13 protein-coding genes are annotated in these 15,156 nt (G+C 59.5%); 8 read left to right on the top strand and 5 right to left on the bottom strand.

Going from position 1 to position 15,156, the window contains the following annotated elements; genetic code table 11:
• The first annotated feature begins 64 nt into the window (after positions 1-64).
• The 3 genes from CMV14_RS15940 to CMV14_RS15930 all read left to right on the top strand — a co-directional run bounded on the left by CMV14_RS15940 (position 65) and on the right by CMV14_RS15930 (position 2,500).
• A complete protein-coding gene (locus tag CMV14_RS15940; RefSeq protein ID WP_066969269.1) occupies positions 65-430 on the top strand; it encodes an STAS/SEC14 domain-containing protein in 366 nt (121 codons plus the stop codon).
• A gap of 356 nt (positions 431-786) precedes the next feature.
• Complete coding sequence (locus tag CMV14_RS15935) at positions 787-1,350, top strand: nuclear transport factor 2 family protein (RefSeq protein WP_083216118.1); 564 nt, start codon at positions 787-789, stop codon at positions 1,348-1,350.
• Between the two features lie 106 nt (positions 1,351-1,456).
• Positions 1,457-2,500 carry a DUF8021 domain-containing protein gene (locus CMV14_RS15930; RefSeq protein ID WP_066969264.1) on the top strand — a complete coding sequence of 348 codons (1,044 nt, stop codon included), beginning with the start codon at positions 1,457-1,459 and terminating at the stop codon, positions 2,498-2,500.
• A gap of 39 nt (positions 2,501-2,539) precedes the next feature.
• Here CMV14_RS15930 and CMV14_RS15925 read toward each other — a convergent pair whose 3' ends face one another.
• From CMV14_RS15925 to CMV14_RS15915, 3 genes are all read right to left on the bottom strand, one after another.
• Positions 2,540-3,460 (bottom strand): alpha/beta hydrolase, encoded by a 921-nt coding sequence (locus CMV14_RS15925; RefSeq protein ID WP_066969263.1) that lies wholly within the window; start codon positions 3,458-3,460, stop codon positions 2,540-2,542.
• A gap of 4 nt (positions 3,461-3,464) precedes the next feature.
• A complete protein-coding gene (locus tag CMV14_RS15920) occupies positions 3,465-4,481 on the bottom strand; it encodes a DUF8021 domain-containing protein (protein ID WP_139114790.1) in 1,017 nt (338 codons plus the stop codon).
• A gap of 122 nt (positions 4,482-4,603) precedes the next feature.
• Entirely contained in the window at positions 4,604-7,510 is a 2,907-nt protein-coding gene (locus tag CMV14_RS15915) for a TonB-dependent receptor plug domain-containing protein (protein WP_083216117.1), read from the bottom strand.
• 602 nt (positions 7,511-8,112) lie between these two features.
• On the opposite strand from CMV14_RS15915, the gene CMV14_RS15910 reads away from it, so the two are divergent.
• On the top strand, positions 8,113-9,003 hold the full coding sequence (locus tag CMV14_RS15910; protein ID WP_176489142.1) for a helix-turn-helix transcriptional regulator: 891 nt from the start codon (positions 8,113-8,115) through the stop codon (positions 9,001-9,003).
• A gap of 104 nt (positions 9,004-9,107) precedes the next feature.
• Here CMV14_RS15910 and CMV14_RS15905 read toward each other — a convergent pair whose 3' ends face one another.
• Positions 9,108-10,829, bottom strand: coding sequence for a tannase/feruloyl esterase family alpha/beta hydrolase (locus tag CMV14_RS15905; RefSeq protein WP_176489141.1), 1,722 nt, complete (start codon positions 10,827-10,829; stop codon positions 9,108-9,110).
• A gap of 251 nt (positions 10,830-11,080) precedes the next feature.
• Between CMV14_RS15905 and CMV14_RS15900 the strand changes: the two genes are divergently transcribed.
• The 4 genes from CMV14_RS15900 to CMV14_RS15885 all read left to right on the top strand — a co-directional run bounded on the left by CMV14_RS15900 (position 11,081) and on the right by CMV14_RS15885 (position 14,558).
• Complete coding sequence (locus CMV14_RS15900) at positions 11,081-11,650, top strand: nuclear transport factor 2 family protein (RefSeq protein WP_066969255.1); 570 nt, start codon at positions 11,081-11,083, stop codon at positions 11,648-11,650.
• Positions 11,651-11,797: 147 nt separating this feature from the next.
• Complete coding sequence (locus CMV14_RS15895; protein WP_238147061.1) at positions 11,798-13,126, top strand: aromatic ring-hydroxylating oxygenase subunit alpha; 1,329 nt, start codon at positions 11,798-11,800, stop codon at positions 13,124-13,126.
• Positions 13,123-13,620 (top strand): aromatic-ring-hydroxylating dioxygenase subunit beta, encoded by a 498-nt coding sequence (locus CMV14_RS15890; RefSeq protein WP_066969251.1) that lies wholly within the window; start codon positions 13,123-13,125, stop codon positions 13,618-13,620. The genes CMV14_RS15895 and CMV14_RS15890 overlap by 4 nt, the downstream gene beginning before the upstream one ends.
• 20 nt (positions 13,621-13,640) lie before the next feature.
• The gene (locus CMV14_RS15885; protein WP_238147060.1) at positions 13,641-14,558 is read left to right on the top strand and encodes a ketopantoate reductase family protein; all 918 of its coding nucleotides are present in this window, start codon (positions 13,641-13,643) and stop codon (positions 14,556-14,558) included.
• 46 nt (positions 14,559-14,604) lie between these two features.
• Here the strand turns inward: CMV14_RS15885 and CMV14_RS15880 are convergent, their stop codons facing one another.
• Positions 14,605-15,153 (bottom strand): nuclear transport factor 2 family protein, encoded by a 549-nt coding sequence (locus tag CMV14_RS15880; RefSeq protein ID WP_176489140.1) that lies wholly within the window; start codon positions 15,151-15,153, stop codon positions 14,605-14,607.
• Positions 15,154-15,156: the final 3 nt, after the last annotated feature.

The following is a 15,156-nucleotide window of genomic DNA, read 5'->3' as shown; positions in this document are numbered from 1 at the left end:
ATCGCTAAATTTCTCCAATAGAGACCCGGCGGTCGGGGCAGGCGCTTTCGCGGAGAGAAGCACAGTGTTCCAGGCGCGATTTGACAGCGATCTCGGCCGCTTGTCGCTTGTCGCGTCCGGTTTCTGGTCGGTGGAAGAGGCCGATGAAGCGACCGCCACTGTCCGTAGTGCCGCTTCGGAAGCTGCCGCTTATGCTAAGCCAATTACGATCCTTTCTGATTTGCGTGGCGCCCAGATTCAAAGCGCGAAAGTCGCCGAGATCAATATGAATAGTATGGCCGTTTTAGCGACGCTTTCGATCAGAAAATATGCTGTTGTGACCTCAAGCCAGTTGATACGACTGCAGTTTAAACGACAGGCGGGCTCCGATTTTCCACTCGCCTTCTTCGAGGATCTCGACGAAGCGATGGCATGGCTAGTAACTCCGTAACTCGCATTAGAAGAAGGTCGTCTGCAGGCTTTTGAGTACCTCTACCTGGCAGCGACGCAATGGCGGGCCGAGTAGAAGGTTAGCACCCGCTGTCACCTGTTGAGGGTATTTGGCGACCCAGCGGTTGCTCCTATGCTGCTGGCCTTGAGCGAGCGTTCACCTCTTTCCAAGATCTGCCCCGATGGAGGCAACCCCGTGGCCTGTGGCCGTGCGGGCTATCTCCATCGGTCAGATCCAGGGGGGCAGTCGACGTTGACCCGCAAGCGGACGTCGTCGCCAGAACTCGGCTGGGCGGTGCGGTCGGCAATCGAGATCGACTGTCGGAAATAATTGAAGTCTTCGAGGGAGTTGAGGACATGAAACGGTTCTTGGGTCTATTTGCCTGCGCGATGCTGGCCGCGCCTCTTTTTGCGCAGGATAAGGTCTACCTCGCGGGTCCGATCGTGCCTTTGGTTCCCTTTGAGCGGGCTATTTCGAGTAAGGATCCCAAGCTTCAGGCGAACAAGAAGCTGGTCTCAGATTTTTTACGGACGGTCTTCAAGGGGCGGCGGATAGAGGAAGCCTCACGCTTTCTCGCTCCGGGCTACACGACGCATTTCGCCATGGTGACCGAGCAGGGTTTGAAGGGCTTCATGGATTACTGGGGGCCTTTGGCCCGCAATCCGAAACCCGTTCCTGATACGGTCGACAACCTGGTCCAACTCATCGCGGAAGGCGACATCGTGGTGGCGCCCGAAATCACGAGGAACAAGGACGCGAAGGGCGAAATCTACACCGCCGTGCTTTTCGACATGTTCCGCATCGAGAATGGCAAGATCGTCGAGCATTGGGACAGTAGCCGGCGGCCCAATTCGACAATCGTGTTCGATTTCGACGAAAGCTCGGGGCGCGCAGTTCCGAAGCCCACGGCTAGTCAGTGAACGCAAGCGCCGACGAGCTGAAGCCCGTCTGCCTCCTTCGCAAACCATCTGATTCCCAAGCACCCCGCACACTCATCAATCGGTGTGCCGAAAGAGGAATGGGCTAATGAAGCCGTCCATATTGGTCGCATCGCTGCTGTCGCTGTTGAGTGGCGTGGCCGGAGCCCAACCGCAATCCGCCGAAACGGTCAAAGCGCTCAGGTCGACGTGCACTAGCGATTGCCTTACCGGCTTGATGAACGGCTACCTCGACGCGATGATCGCCCATGACGTGGGTCGCCTCAATCTCGCGACCCACGTCAAGTTCACCGAAAATGGCGTGGTTCTGCCAATCGGCGCAGCCGCACTTTGGCAGACAGCGAGCGGGCTCGGCAAGTTCAAGCAATATGTGGTTGACGTTCCTGGCCAGTCGATCGCTTTCCTCGGCACGATTGGCGAGCGGAAAGGAGAAGTGGTTGTCTCGATACGGCTGAAAGTGAAGGGCACGGTGATCCAGGAAGCCGAGCAGATGGTGATGCGGACACCGGAAGCGGCGGCCTTGTGGGATACGCGCGCTCCCGGCGAACTTCGTGCTGCGTCGGCAGCCAAGTGGAACGACATCGTACCAGACGCCAAACGGACGTCGCGAGAACAGATGATGGCTATCGCGGATAGTTACTTCTCGACGCTGCAATTGGGTGCGTCGACGCCCGTGCCGTTTGCTCGGGATTGCTACAGGATCGAACATGGGCGGTTCACCGCCGGCACGCCGTCATCTGGCCCAGATGCCCCGGGCAACGCGCCGCAAATCCCAGGCTTGGGACCCCCGCGGGCGGCCCAGGCGGGCCCCGCCGGTCAAACTGAGTCTCCTGGCCAAGTTTCGTTTTCCAGCAAAAGCTGTGGCGACGGCATTTTCCGCAACCCAACGTTTCGTGTGAACACCGAGATTCGCGATCGGCGGTATCTCGCCGTCGATGAGGAAAAGGGCATTGTCTACGCGGTGGCCATGTTCGATCATTCGGGAAAGATTTGCGCAGCGGACGCTACCCGCTGCGGAGTGGAAACGCTGATCGTGCATGAGCTGTTTTGGATTGAGAATGGTATGCTCACCCACATCGCGGCGAACTATGTCCACGTGCCCTACGGCATGAAATCTGGTTGGGAGGATTGATGCCGTAAGCCAGCGCGTTGACGGTCCTTGCAGTTGCCGTCAACGCTTTGACCTGATCCATTGCAACAGGGGACCGGTAAGCGACTGATCGGGCGTTCCCACCGCCATGCTTTCTGTAAAGTGATTGTGATCCTTCAGATAGACATAGCGAGGACAGCGGGCGACGGGCTTGCATAGCTGCAAACGCAAAGCCGTCATGTAGGATTTGAATTCCACCGGATCGAATTCGGCATTCGCTAGAAAAAGTGGAATATCGCTGCGTTGAAGCCGCGCGATCGAGCCGTACGACGTCTGAAGCTCGTCGTCCCTGCCATAATAGACGTGCGGTTGATCGCCGCTCGGAGCTTCGGCGTAGAACGGCGACAGGAGAATTGCGCCGCGGACAAACCTCCACTCGGAGCCTTGGACATCCGGGTGGGTTATGTAGTCGGCCACGTGGTTCGCGCCGGCTGAGTGCCCCCAGAGAATGATGCGAGCGGGATCGCCACCATAGGGTGCTATATTCGCGTGGACCCAAGCGATAGCTGCGGCGAGATCCATCGCCCCACTTGGCCATATGTTCCGTGGCGCCAGGCGATAGTCGATGTTCACCCCGATCATGCCATTGCGCGCAGCCCAGAGCGTGATGTTGTCCGGAGCGAAGGTTCCGTGCTTGTCGCCGGCGACGAACCCTCCGCCGTGCACGAAAAGGAGCACGGGCAATTTTCGTGACGTGGGCGACGGAGCATAAATGTCGAGTTTCTGAAGCGGGTCAGATCCGTACGCCACGTCCCGAGAGACGGTGACGCCTGGCCAAGGTTCGCTCGCAAACATGGGCGCATACAGGCGGCCGGCCGAAGGATCGAGGATCTGGCCTGTCGCGCGAACCTTCGCGGCGATATTCGGCGGCACTTGGGAAAGAGCCGAGCCTGACAGCGCGGAAAGCATGGCCGCGCTGCTGATGACCGACGCTCGGATCATCGGCTCAATTCTCCCAGCCCGACGACATCCCGTATGGAACGCTTAGGATATTGGCGGCGATATGCTGAATGACACCGTTCCTGATCCAGAAGACCTCATGGATGGCGAGGGTGCCGGGCAGGAGCACCCGGCTCGAGATCGGGCGCTTCGTGCCATCGGGCAGCGTGCGCTCCGTAAACTTGCCGGCATGGTCGAAGAAGACGTGGGTGAAGACGGTCCCCGTTTCCTCGTCGACGACGAGGAAGCGGCGATCGCGCAGGTCGTTGTTGAAAATGAACGCGCCCTTGGCGTTCAGCTGCTCGGCGCAGCTGCGATCGGCAACCGAGTTGATGAAGACCGCCCGACCGGTTTGCACGGGCGCATCGGCCCCGGTCTTGGGTGCGCCGGAGGTGACTTCACCATTCTCGATCCGGTAGCAATCGGCGGCGAACGGAACAGGCGTCGCCGAACCGCCCTGGATTGAAGAGAAATAGCTGTTTGCTATTGCCACCATACGCTCGCGAGAGACCCGCTCGCTGGGTTTGAGAGTATCGCCCCATCCCTGCGTGGAGTAGGTCCGTGCGCCAGGCTGCACACGCTGGTCCCACGCCGCCGCGCTTTGCGGGCTACGAACTACGAGCTGCTCGATCTCTTCGATCACGCGGTCTTGCAGCTTGAGCCGGACCGACAGGATCGATTTCGTATCGCGCTCTTTCACGGTGCCGAGGAACGCGACTGAGTGCCCCTTCGCATCGACGAAATATTGCCCGAATTCGCCCAGCCCGCTCGCAGTCCGCCACAAGGCGGTACCAATCGGTAGCACCACACCGTTTTCGGTGAATCTCACATGCGTTGCAAGATCGAGCCGGTCGCTGTCATGCGCAACCAGTGCGGTGAGATACTTGTCCATGATCTCGCGCAGGCAGGCGCGATCACACGTATCGCCAAGTTGCTCCGTCGACAGGGACGAAGCTGGGTTCTGTGCATCCGCCGCGGCGCTGATCAGAAGCGCCGCCGCCGCCAAGGCATTTCTGAGTCGCATAACACGCTCCTTGCAAGGACCGCCGACCTACAAGCGGACGAGTGGGTGATCGCAGGAGCCGACGGATTTCGTCCGCGAGCATTTCGCGCTGCGGTTCGCCGGCTCCTGATTAAGTCTCACCGTTACAGCTTGACCCGGACGCCGGCCCGGTATGTCCGACCGATCAAATCGTAATAGGCGGCATTGCTCGAGTTCCCGAGCGAGTTTGGGTCGGGTGGTGGAGCTTTATTCAGCAAGTTCCTCGCGGTGAAGAACAGCTCGATCTTTTTGCTCAGCTTCGCATTTGCAAAGAGATCAACGTAAGTCACCGACGGGAGGCGATTGTCGTTGATGGTTGCTGCCGTCAGGGTGTTGTCATAATTGCCGGACGACGTGTAGCGCGCCTGCACGGTGATCGAGATCGGATCGACAGCATAAGTTCCGGAAAGCGTACCGCGGAAGCGAGGAAGCGAATAAGCGTTGCCTGGGCCTAATTCGTTGGCGCGGTCGATCGGGGTCCCGAACCCCGTGTCGACGTATGAATGGAAGACGTAATTTCCGCTGGCCCGTAGTGTAAAGGTGCCCGGCACGGCCTTAATCAAGGCATCCAATCGCGTTCGATATTCACCCTGAAAGTCGAGCCCGTTGGTGGTCGTCGAAGCCAGATTGAGGAACGGCACAGCGATCGACGAAGGCACACCGTTCACGAAGGTGATCAGGTTGCAGAACGCCGTTTGGCCCAACAGGCAGTTGCTGGCCGTGTTGGCGGCACTGAGGCCTGTGATGATGTCGCTGACCTTAATTCGATAATAATCGACCGATATCGCCAGTCCCGGGACAACACGCGGCTGAAGAGCGCCTCCAATCGTAAACGTGTCGGCTTTTTCGGGGACAAGATTTGGGTTGCCGCTCGTCACGACCCTGACATTTGGCTGGCCGTAGGTCGGGATCGTCTGATTGGTTACGGTCGAAGTGAGGTTCAGTTCGTAGAGGTTCGGCGCGCGGATGTCCCGAGATCTGGCAGCCCGCAACATGAGGTCCTGAATGGGCTTATATACCGCCCCGACCTTCCACGTCGTTTGGGTGCCGGCGGACGTATTATAATGTGCGACCCGCACTGCGCCGTTCAGATCGAGGGACCGGATTAGCGGGATGTCCCGAGCCAGCGGCACGACCGTCTCGAAATAGCCTTCCGTTTCGTGGAAGCCCTTGTCCAGGTTTTGAGCATTGCCCGACTCGTAATTTCCAGCAGCGGAAATTGCGTCGGCGGTAATCTTTTCCTTCTCGAACCGACCCTCGGCTCCAAAGGCCACCGAAATCGGCCCCGCCCAGTTGTGGAATGGCTCGCCGGTCACGTTGAACGTGAAGTCGGTTTGTTCGTACCGCAGCGAATTGTCGGTCGCGGCTGTCACATATTTGATCGCCGCTGGCGAGGGAGAGCCGGCGCCAAACAGATTGATCGGCACGCAGCCTGCGGCAGCAGCGTTGAAAGCTGGTGAACCCGGGACGGTTGCGGCGCAGACAATCTGTCCGTTGCTTGTTACGGCGTTGACCGCAAACGCGTAGTTTGTGCGAATGCGATTGTTGTAAATCAGGTCGTGGTAATTGTTGACGCCATATTCGGCGGCTGCGTCCCACTTCCAATTTCCCTTGGACGAGATCGTGCCTTCCAGACCTCCGATAATGCGAAACGTCGCGTTCCGAACCACCGGATTGGTTATGCCGAAATCATAGTTCGCGCGGCCCAACGGGAAACTGGTCACGTTGGCAGCGCGAGCCGCGGCCAGCGTCGCGGCCGGAATGTAAGGATTGGTGGCTCCGAAGCAGGGCGAGGCAGCCGCCCCGACGCAGATCGTGCTCGGCGTGGTGTCCCGCGACGGCAAAGTCTCCGAGGAGCCTTTCGAAAACGCGAAAGACGATTCGACGTAGGCCGTCAAACTGTCGCTGAAATCATATTGTGCGCGGCCGTACGTGGTTTTCCGCTCCACCGCAGGCTCCAACCACACACCTGTGTTGATGTTGTAGCCCGTATTGCCGCCCCCGACCATGTTGGATGCGCCGACATAGGCGCCGTAGACGAACGGCGCAGGTACGCCGCCCGGCAGGAACTGGGTGCCCTTGAGCGGTCCGCTCGTGATGATGCCGCCGGGCGTCAGCGTCGAAAATTGCACGTTGGGCAGGATGAGGCTGGTTGGCGTTGCACCCGCAGTGTTCGCGACAATCGAGTAGGCTTGGCGACCCCAGGCCCGCGTATATTGATCGCGAACGCCCTCGTTGTTCTCGTAGGTTAAAGCGAGTTCGACATGACCCTTGCCATCGGCAAACGACGTGCCCGCTACGCCGCTGAACAGATACTCCTTCTCATCACCGCGATCGGAGATACCCCCTTGAGCGGTGACCTCAATTCCCTGGACGTTCTTTCGCAGGACGATGTTGATGACGCCGGCGACCGCGTCCGAACCCCATTGTGCGGAGGCGCCGCCGGTTACCACATCAATGTGATCGATCAGGTTGCTGGGAATCTGGTTGAAATCGACCGCATAGACATTGGCTCCGGCAGGGACCTGAGGCACGAAGCGCTTGCCATCGACCAGGACCAACGTGCGGAGTGGACCCAGGCCTCGGAGGTCGGCTCTGGTCGCTCCGGGCGAATTTCCGTTCAAGCCGCTGGTCGTTGGCGCCGTGCTGGCCTTAAAAGCCGGGTTCTGATTGAGGACGTTCAGAACGTTGGACGCTGCTTGCTGCCGAATGTCGGCCTGCCCGATCACAACGGTAGGTGTCGGGGCGACAAAGCCCGCGCGCGCAACGCGAGATCCTGTCACAATGATTTCGCCGACAGCCTCGGCGACCGGGTCCGTTCCAGATACCGAAACAGGAGTTCCGGTAGGCGGTGAGGACTCAGCCTGGGCGGGTCGCGCGGCGCTTTGTGGCTCTCCGGCCGTTTCAGCATGAGCAGCGAAGCCGCTACCGAGAGCGAGCATAGTTGCGCAAAGCAGACTTGCCTTGCGCCACTTAGGCTGCAGCGGGCCGCGCATCTCGGTGAAGTTCATCTTGGTCTCCCCTATAAAAGGCTCGGTATTACCTGCAAGGATCGTCACATGGTTGACAATCTGTCAGCCAGGTACGTCGCAATTCTGCTACCGATGCCTATGATTTTTCCGGCAATACACGCGTTTATCTTCACAACGATTTGGTTTTCCGGATATCGCCGTGCAGCTCTGCCGTGTTCATCACAAATACCTAGTTCAATGGCGACCATAGGGGCTCTGCTGGCGCCCTAAATACCCTCGATAGGGTACAGCTGACCCTTGAGTGCGGCTCGTTCGCACCCGCTAAGGATGGGGCTAGCGGCCCCTCGCGAGGTGCTTCTTCTCGTTCAAACGCGCCTCAAAAAGAGAGCGGCCCTCTCCAACGCATCGTAACGACATGCGTGCCTATTGTGGAATCGAGATTCCGTATATAGGAATATGACCAGATCACTCCAGCAGGGTGGCGACCGACGGGCACAACCGGACGGCGGAGGGAAGGGAGCCAAAATGAGCGAACTTGCGATCGCGGAGGCGCAGCTGCGAGCAGATCACGGCATCGCACAGGCCGCGAAATGCGGGGTGGGCTCAGGATCGGTGGGACGGAACTTCCGCTCGCTGCGCCCATGATCGCTCAGGGCAAACCTATATCCGCGTGCGGCATCGACAATAACGCCGCTCGGATCGGCGAGTGCGAGTCTCCCCTTCTGCCCTCGATCTTTGAGACGTCGGCCGGCGGTGCCAGTCAGACCTTGGCATTGCAGCCGCTTATTGCCGCCCTCGGCACCAACGAGTTTGTTGGTCTGCTCTTCGGCGGGTTAGCTGCGCTCACAGGCGCAGCGCACATGTCGATTATCGGTTTCGATGATTACCTGATGCCCACCGTCATCGCTGCCGAGAGTCGTGGCGGTATAGAGCTCGCCCGCCACGCCGGGAACGTCTACCGGAGTTCGCTTTTATATACGCGAGATCCTACTCGGCTTTGCATCGTGCAAGGACCGATGGTTACGGACGGCCCTATCATTGGGCGCTTGCACGCGAGCGATATTTTGGATCGCGCATATCGCGACAAGATCTATGATCACTACGGACTGGTCGAGAGACTGTCCTTGCTCGATCAGATGGACGGTCGTTGGTATGTCGTAAATCTCTACCGCGCCGTCCCAGATGGAAGCTTCGACGACAATTCCGTCGAATTCTTCAGCGCACACTCCGGCATAATATCCGCGCTGGTCGCAAAACATCTGGTTCTGAGGCCGCCAACATCCAATTCTCCTATTAAATCCCCAGTCGAGTTCGAGATTCTTGTAAGAGGAGCTGCGCCAATTCTCACTCCACGCCAAGTGCAGATTTGCGCACGTGCGTTAATGGGGATGACCAATACGGGCATTGGTCTCGATTTGGGAATCCAGACTTCGACGGTATCAACAATACGAAAGCGCGCATACGCGGCCATGGGCATATCGAGCCTCAACGAGCTTTTCGCACGTTGCCTCGTCCGTCCTTCGGTACATTAAGCCATCGGCGGAAATCGACATGGCTCAACCATTTAACCTATGACTTAGATCGAAACCCTAATCCGGGCCGCCCGGCCGCGAACGCTCAGCCGCCAACGCCGGCATCACCGGCAAGAGAAGGAACGGGCCTTCTCCGTGTCTCCGCCCAAGTAGCGACCTATCTTGGGATACGCGCACAGCAGGCGCGTCCGTCCTGGCCAGTTCGTGCCTGCGCGGGCGACGGCGACGAAGCTTTCCGGCGCCGTTCCATGCTCGGTCCACATGACCAGCGCTGAGAAGAAATCGACTTGGTCCGTAGACGGGCCACCACCACCGTGCGTCATCCCCGGAATGGCGAACAGACGAACGAAGCGGGCCGCCCTGCCTTTCTCTGCGGCATCGACGGCGTTCAGCCAAGCGATCGTGTCATTGATCGAGAAAACGGGATCGCTGACTCCGTGGAAAATGAGCAGCCTGCCACCGTGCCGGCTGAATGCGGAGAGGTCGTGCGAGTCGGCGTTCATGAAATCGACGGCCGATTCCTGTCGCGGCCCCCATTCAACATGGGAGGCGGCTTCGGTCGCCGTGACGTCAAGGCCGAGCGCGTAGTTCGTCGCCGAAGTCGGATCAGCTGCGACGGGCGTCGGCGGCGATGTGAACACGGCCGACACTGTACCGACCGCCAGTATTACATTGGCGGCGGTGTTCACGTTCGCTTCGTACGTCCCAATCTTCCACGTCCGCCAGCCGCGAAAATAGCCACCCGGCGCCGGGCCGCCGACGCCCGCATCCCATGGCCAGGTTGCGTAAAGCAACTTTCCTGTGGGGTCCCGCGCGCCTTCGAACACGCGAACGAGCGCGGCAATCTGTGCCTCGGACAGGCAACCGTCCGTCTTGGGCCCTGCGCAAGTAGCCTGTGCAAGCAGCGGTCGGACTCGCGCGGTGGTGCATTGGGTGAAGGCGAAAACCATACCGTCCTTCAGTCCATCCAGCGTGTCGCACGCATCAAGGACGGCCCGGCTGACTATTGCGAGATCCTCGTCCGAAAAGCTCTTGTTCAGAAGCGGCTGTCCGTCAGTGCCGATCGCGCCAGCTTGTCTGGAAGCCGCCGCGAATGCCTGATCGTCCCACATTTCACCGGCGCTCGCCGCCGTTGCGAGGCGGAAGCCCGGATAACCGGCGAGAATGCCATCGAATTCGCGACCGAAGCGCTGCGCCGCCATGAAGGCCTCTTGGCCACCCTTCGATCCTCCGACGAAATACGAATAGGTCGGCGAGCGCCCATAAAAGGTTCGAATGATCGCTTTGGCGACGATCGTAACAGAGCCGATCGAGGCATAGCCGTAATTGCGGCGGGCTTCTGGGTCCCAGCCAAATGTGGCAGTCCCTTGAAGCTTGGGATCATTGTTGGCGGCGTTGTCGTGCCCAGAATCCTGCGACACCACGGCATATCCGAGACCTAGCGCGGTTTTGCTCTGCGCGCCCATGAGATTTCCGGTCGCAGTTCCAACTACGCCGTTGGAACCACCCCCGCCCTGAAAGAAAAAGCGGCCGTTCCAGTCCGCTGGCAGCCTCATGTGAAAGCGGATTGCGTATGTCTGGCCATTGGGGCCAGCATGCTCTTCCATCTTGCCGAACAGTTCACAATGGCTGGGAAGGCCGGCCGCGCTCGACGCGTTTGCCGGCCCATTGACTGGAGTAGCCCCGCTCGGTTGTGCCCGAGTGATCGAGGCCGTGAGATTGCCGAGCGCGCCGGCCGAAAGCGAAACGAGATCTGAACACTGAGGTCTCCGCGCCGCGGATCGCGCTTCTGCCGAACCAATTCCGCACACTGCCAGCGCCAGCATGGCGATCCCGCCCTTAATCATGCTGCTCGATGTATCGTTGTGGGCCGGAATGTCTGTCCCCTTTCGAGGGTATTCGGGCGCGAACCCGGCGACGGTACAGTGTCTTTGACGGCGGACATTTGTTCTTATCGGCGGCTTTTGAGGAAGAGTGTGGGCCATCGTCTGGCGGCCGATGGCATTCCTATCTGCACGTATCGCTCCTGACGTCCGGGACAGGTCCAGGATCACGAATCAATCCCAAAGGAACAGAAATGTTTTCAAAGGTCAGCGCGGCTCCCATGATCGGTTTCCTTTTGGCCACTATCACGGCCGTGCCCGGCCTCGCCGCGTCGCAGCCGCCGACATATTCGTCGACATACGCGCAGGATCGCGCGGAGATCGAGGATTTGCAGGCTCGCTACATGTTCGCTTTCGATTGGCTCGACGCGGATACCTATGCGTCGACATTCACGGAAGATGGGGTGCTCGATTGGGCAAACGGCAAAGAGAATGGCCGCGATGCCATTCGCGCTTTCATCAATAAGATCGCGGCGGGAAGGACGGAAGCGGAGGCCAAGGAAACGCCGCCGCTGCGCCGTATCCATTTTAGCCATGACATCACGAACCTGGTTTTGAAGATCGAGGGCAATCACGCCACGGCACGCGCCTACTGGCTTCAATTTCGTAACTCCAATCCGGAGCGAAAGGCGACGCTTGCCGCTTACGGGCATTATGAAGACCAGTTGGTCAAAGTGAATGGCCGCTGGCTGTTCAAGTACCGCAAGATCTACAACGAACAACTTGACCGGATCGCCTCGAAAGGCGGCAATCCCGCCTGGTAGGCGGCCACGTCACTCGTAGCTCGAGCGCGGTAACGTGAAGGCAATGGATTCCGCCGCGAGTCCGACCAAGCGGCAATCCCAGGCTGCTCGGCCTCGTGACGGAAACACATCCCCTTGGAGTTTTGAACCGTGACAGACGCATACCGCTTGAAAGATCTGATCGACGATCGGGCGGAGGCGGGTGTTTTTCGGGTAAGCCGATCGCTGTTCAATGATGCTGCACTGTTTGAAGAAGAGCTTAGACACGTCTTCGAAGGCGGGTGGTTGTTCCTCGGACTAGCGAGCCAGGCGCCCGAACGGCATGACTTTTTTACCGCCCGCGCCGGCCGCGTTCCGGTGCTGATCAGCCGCGGCCAAGACGGCGAACTACGTTGCTTCCTCAATGCGTGCCCGCACAAGGGTGCTCGGATTGCGCCCTTTCCCACGGGCAACACGAAATTGCATGTTTGCCCGTATCACAGCTGGTCATTCGACAGTGCTGGCATTTGCAAGAACATCAAATGGCAGAAGTCCGGAGACTATGCTGACGCCTTTCATGAGCAGGACCACAACTTGGTCCAAATTCCAAAGTTCGGCGAATATCGTGGACTGTTGTTCGGCAGCCTAAACGAAGACGTTCCGTCCTTGGAAGAACATCTCGGCGAAGCACGCAAGATGCTCGATCTGGTCGTCGACCAAAGCGATCGCGGTCTCGAGTTGGTGCCGGGCCGCGTGCGCTTCACCTACGCGGCCAATTGGAAACTCCAGCTTGAGAACTGCACCGATCAATATCATTTTACATCGACCCACCCCAGCTACATCAGGGCGCTTGAGGATCGGTCTCGCAAAAACTCGGCCGAGGCTGTTCAGTCGAGCCTTAGTTCCTCCAGTTTCTGGAAAGCGGGCGGCGATGAAATCGTCGCAGGCTCATTCGCTTTTGACCATGGGCACGCGGTGGCCTGGGGCAAGATGGACGTCGGCCCAAGCCTGCCGCTGTACGATCGCGCGGATGAGCTGGCTAAGCGGTTTGGCGAGGCGCGTCGCAACTGGATGTTCAACATGCGGAATCTCACGGTTTTTCCGAACATGCAGATCGCGGAAAACGCATCGAGCCAACTCCGGGTGATCCATCCGATCGCACACGACATGACCGAGATGGAAACTTGGTGCCTAGCCCCGATTGGCGAGAGTTCTGCCGCCCGGACGCTCCGGATCCGTCAGTATGAAGATTTCTTCAATCCTACTGGTATGGCGACGCCGGACGACACAGCGGTCTACGAGGAATGTCAGCGCGGGCTGTCGACGCGCGAACCGTCCTGGTTGCAAGGCCATGCGCGCGGCAGCATCAGCACAACCGCCGGCGGGAATAGCCTCTCGGATAGCATTGACATGCTCCCGGCGTTCAGTGTCGCGGGATCGGGCCAACTCGCCGACGAGACATTGTTTCGCAGCTACTATCGCGCATGGGCGGAGCGGATGAAGGGCGCGCTCGTATGACGGCGCTCACCCTGGTGGATGCCGAGCGCATCCTCTACTCGGAAGCGCGGCTGCTCGATGCCAGGGACTTCCAGGCATGGCTCGAGATGCTGGATCCCGGGATTCTCTATTGGATGCCGGCATGGCGAGACGACGGCACTCAAACCGCGGATCCAGAAAGGGAGCTATCGCTGATCTATTACAGCGGGAAGCACAACCTGGAGGATCGGGTCCGCAGGTTGCTCGCCGGACAGTCGGCGGCATCGCGAATGCCGCAACGCGTCGTCCATGCGATCACCAATGTCGAACTCGAACTGCGTGGGCCAGGCGAAGCGACCGTGCTGTCGTGTTTCATCAGCAGCGTTTTCGATCCCCGGGCCGATCGGATCGCGCAGTTCTTCGGGCGCAACGAACATGGGCTGCGATGCGAGGGAGGTCGGTGGCTCATCACGCGTAAGATCATCCGCCTCGCCAACGACATCGTGCCGTCCGTGCTCGACGTGAACATGGTTTGATGGATGGACAGGGGCGCCACGTGAGGGAAGTCTGCATCGTCGGCGCCGGCGCAATGGGGTGCCTGTTCGCAGCGCGAATGAGCCTGGCAGGCTCAAATGTGACCTTGGTCGACGTCGATTCCCGACGACTTGAAACCATCGCCTCCATGGGTCTCGAATTGCACGACGACGATGGTATTCGGTTGGCGCGACCGTTGGCATGCATCGCCAAAGACGTTGCGGGACCAGTCGACATTCTTGTTCTGTTCACGAAGGGGACCCACAGCGCGGCTGCGATCCGCTCGATGGCACACGTTGCGCATCGGAATCTGTCCGTGCTGACCCTGCAGAATGGCATCGGCAACGCAGAGTTGCTGGCTTCCGCGTTCGGAGCGGACCGGGTGCTGATGGGCACGGCGCATGTGCCTGCCGACCTCTCGCCACCCAACAGGGTGAGCAGCCATGGTCATCTCGAAGTGCATCTTGGCCCGATGACGCCCGTGGGCTTCGAACGTGCCAGGGCAACGACGGCTCTGCTATTCGCGGCTGGTTTCAACCCTGTTATGGCCGCGAACGTCGGGGCTGTGATCTGGGAGAAGCTGGCGTTCAATGCGGCGCTTAACGCGCTGGCGATGGTCACCGGCTCGACGAACGGAGCAATGAACAACGCTCCGGCGCTACGCATTGCGCATGCGATCGTAGACGAGGCCACCGCCGTGGCCCACGCGAGGGGGCTGGAGCTATCCGCGCAGGACATCAAGCTCGCGGTGAACAGGGCGGTGGCTGATCACGCAGCCCACAAGGCTTCGATGCTTCAAGACAGGGAGGCTGGGCGTACTACCGAAATAGAATTCATCAACGGCGCGATTGTCCGCTCGGCGGAGAACCTCGGAATTCCGACGCCCGTGACTGCCACTATGGCCGATCTAGTGCGGGTAATTGAGGCAGCCCGAGGTTAGGTAGCGGCAAAGGAGCGCGGCAGCGTTCGCGCAGGTTGGGGTTGGATCACTTCTCGCGAGGATCGGTTTCGCCCAACTCAGGGTAGAACAGTGATCTCACGCGAGCGAGGGACTCGTTCCAGATCTGCCGCTTCTTGAACAGCCAACGCCCCTTAACCTTTACAAGCTCGTCCTGATAATGGCCCATGTACAACAGCTTTACGGTGCCATCCGGCGTGTCGTTGGTCATCGCGAACCAATAGGCCTTTTGGGTCGCTGTGTTGCCGCTGACCTCGATTACCTCGTTGACAATGTTGTGCTGTGCCCGAGGACGTGATGTGGTGTCCGCGGGGACCTTCTTTGCCCGACCGAACTTGGACTTGGCGATCACATCGTAGATCGCCTGCCGACCGGTCGCTGTGCCGCCGCCATAAATCAAGACACCGTCAGGAGTGAAGGTATCGGCATAGGTCTTCGGGTCCAGCGCATCGAAAGCGATGAAATAGCGAGCGGAGAGATTCTCGATCTCTGCTCGGTCGTCGGCGTAGCTTGCGTGCGCCGCAGTGGCTACAGCGGTCAGAATGATGCCGGCTAGGCCGATCGCAACCCTTCGCATCTC

The organism is Rhizorhabdus dicambivorans (genome assembly GCF_002355275.1).
In the GTDB taxonomy this organism is placed as follows: Bacteria; Pseudomonadota; Alphaproteobacteria; order Sphingomonadales; family Sphingomonadaceae; genus Rhizorhabdus; species Rhizorhabdus dicambivorans.
This window is presented reverse-complemented; position numbering and strand designations above follow the sequence as displayed.

What these genes read in the sequence shown, in the direction of transcription:
- CMV14_RS15910 (WP_176489142.1), top strand. Translation starts at nt 8,113, where the DNA reads ATGATCGCTCAGGGCAAACCTATATCCGCGTGCGGCATCGACAATAAC.
- CMV14_RS15925 (WP_066969263.1), bottom strand. Translation starts at nt 3,460, where the DNA reads ATGATCCGAGCGTCGGTCATCAGCAGCGCGGCCATGCTTTCCGCGCTG.
- CMV14_RS15890 (WP_066969251.1), top strand. Translation starts at nt 13,123, where the DNA reads ATGACGGCGCTCACCCTGGTGGATGCCGAGCGCATCCTCTACTCGGAA.
- CMV14_RS15880 (WP_176489140.1), bottom strand. Translation starts at nt 15,153, where the DNA reads ATGCGAAGGGTTGCGATCGGCCTAGCCGGCATCATTCTGACCGCTGTA.
- CMV14_RS15905 (WP_176489141.1), bottom strand. Translation starts at nt 10,829, where the DNA reads ATGCTGGCGCTGGCAGTGTGCGGAATTGGTTCGGCAGAAGCGCGATCC.
- CMV14_RS15920 (WP_139114790.1), bottom strand. Translation starts at nt 4,481, where the DNA reads ATGCGACTCAGAAATGCCTTGGCGGCGGCGGCGCTTCTGATCAGCGCC.
- CMV14_RS15935 (WP_083216118.1), top strand. Translation starts at nt 787, where the DNA reads ATGAAACGGTTCTTGGGTCTATTTGCCTGCGCGATGCTGGCCGCGCCT.
- CMV14_RS15900 (WP_066969255.1), top strand. Translation starts at nt 11,081, where the DNA reads ATGTTTTCAAAGGTCAGCGCGGCTCCCATGATCGGTTTCCTTTTGGCC.
- CMV14_RS15915 (WP_083216117.1), bottom strand. Translation starts at nt 7,510, where the DNA reads ATGAACTTCACCGAGATGCGCGGCCCGCTGCAGCCTAAGTGGCGCAAG.
- CMV14_RS15930 (WP_066969264.1), top strand. Translation starts at nt 1,457, where the DNA reads ATGAAGCCGTCCATATTGGTCGCATCGCTGCTGTCGCTGTTGAGTGGC.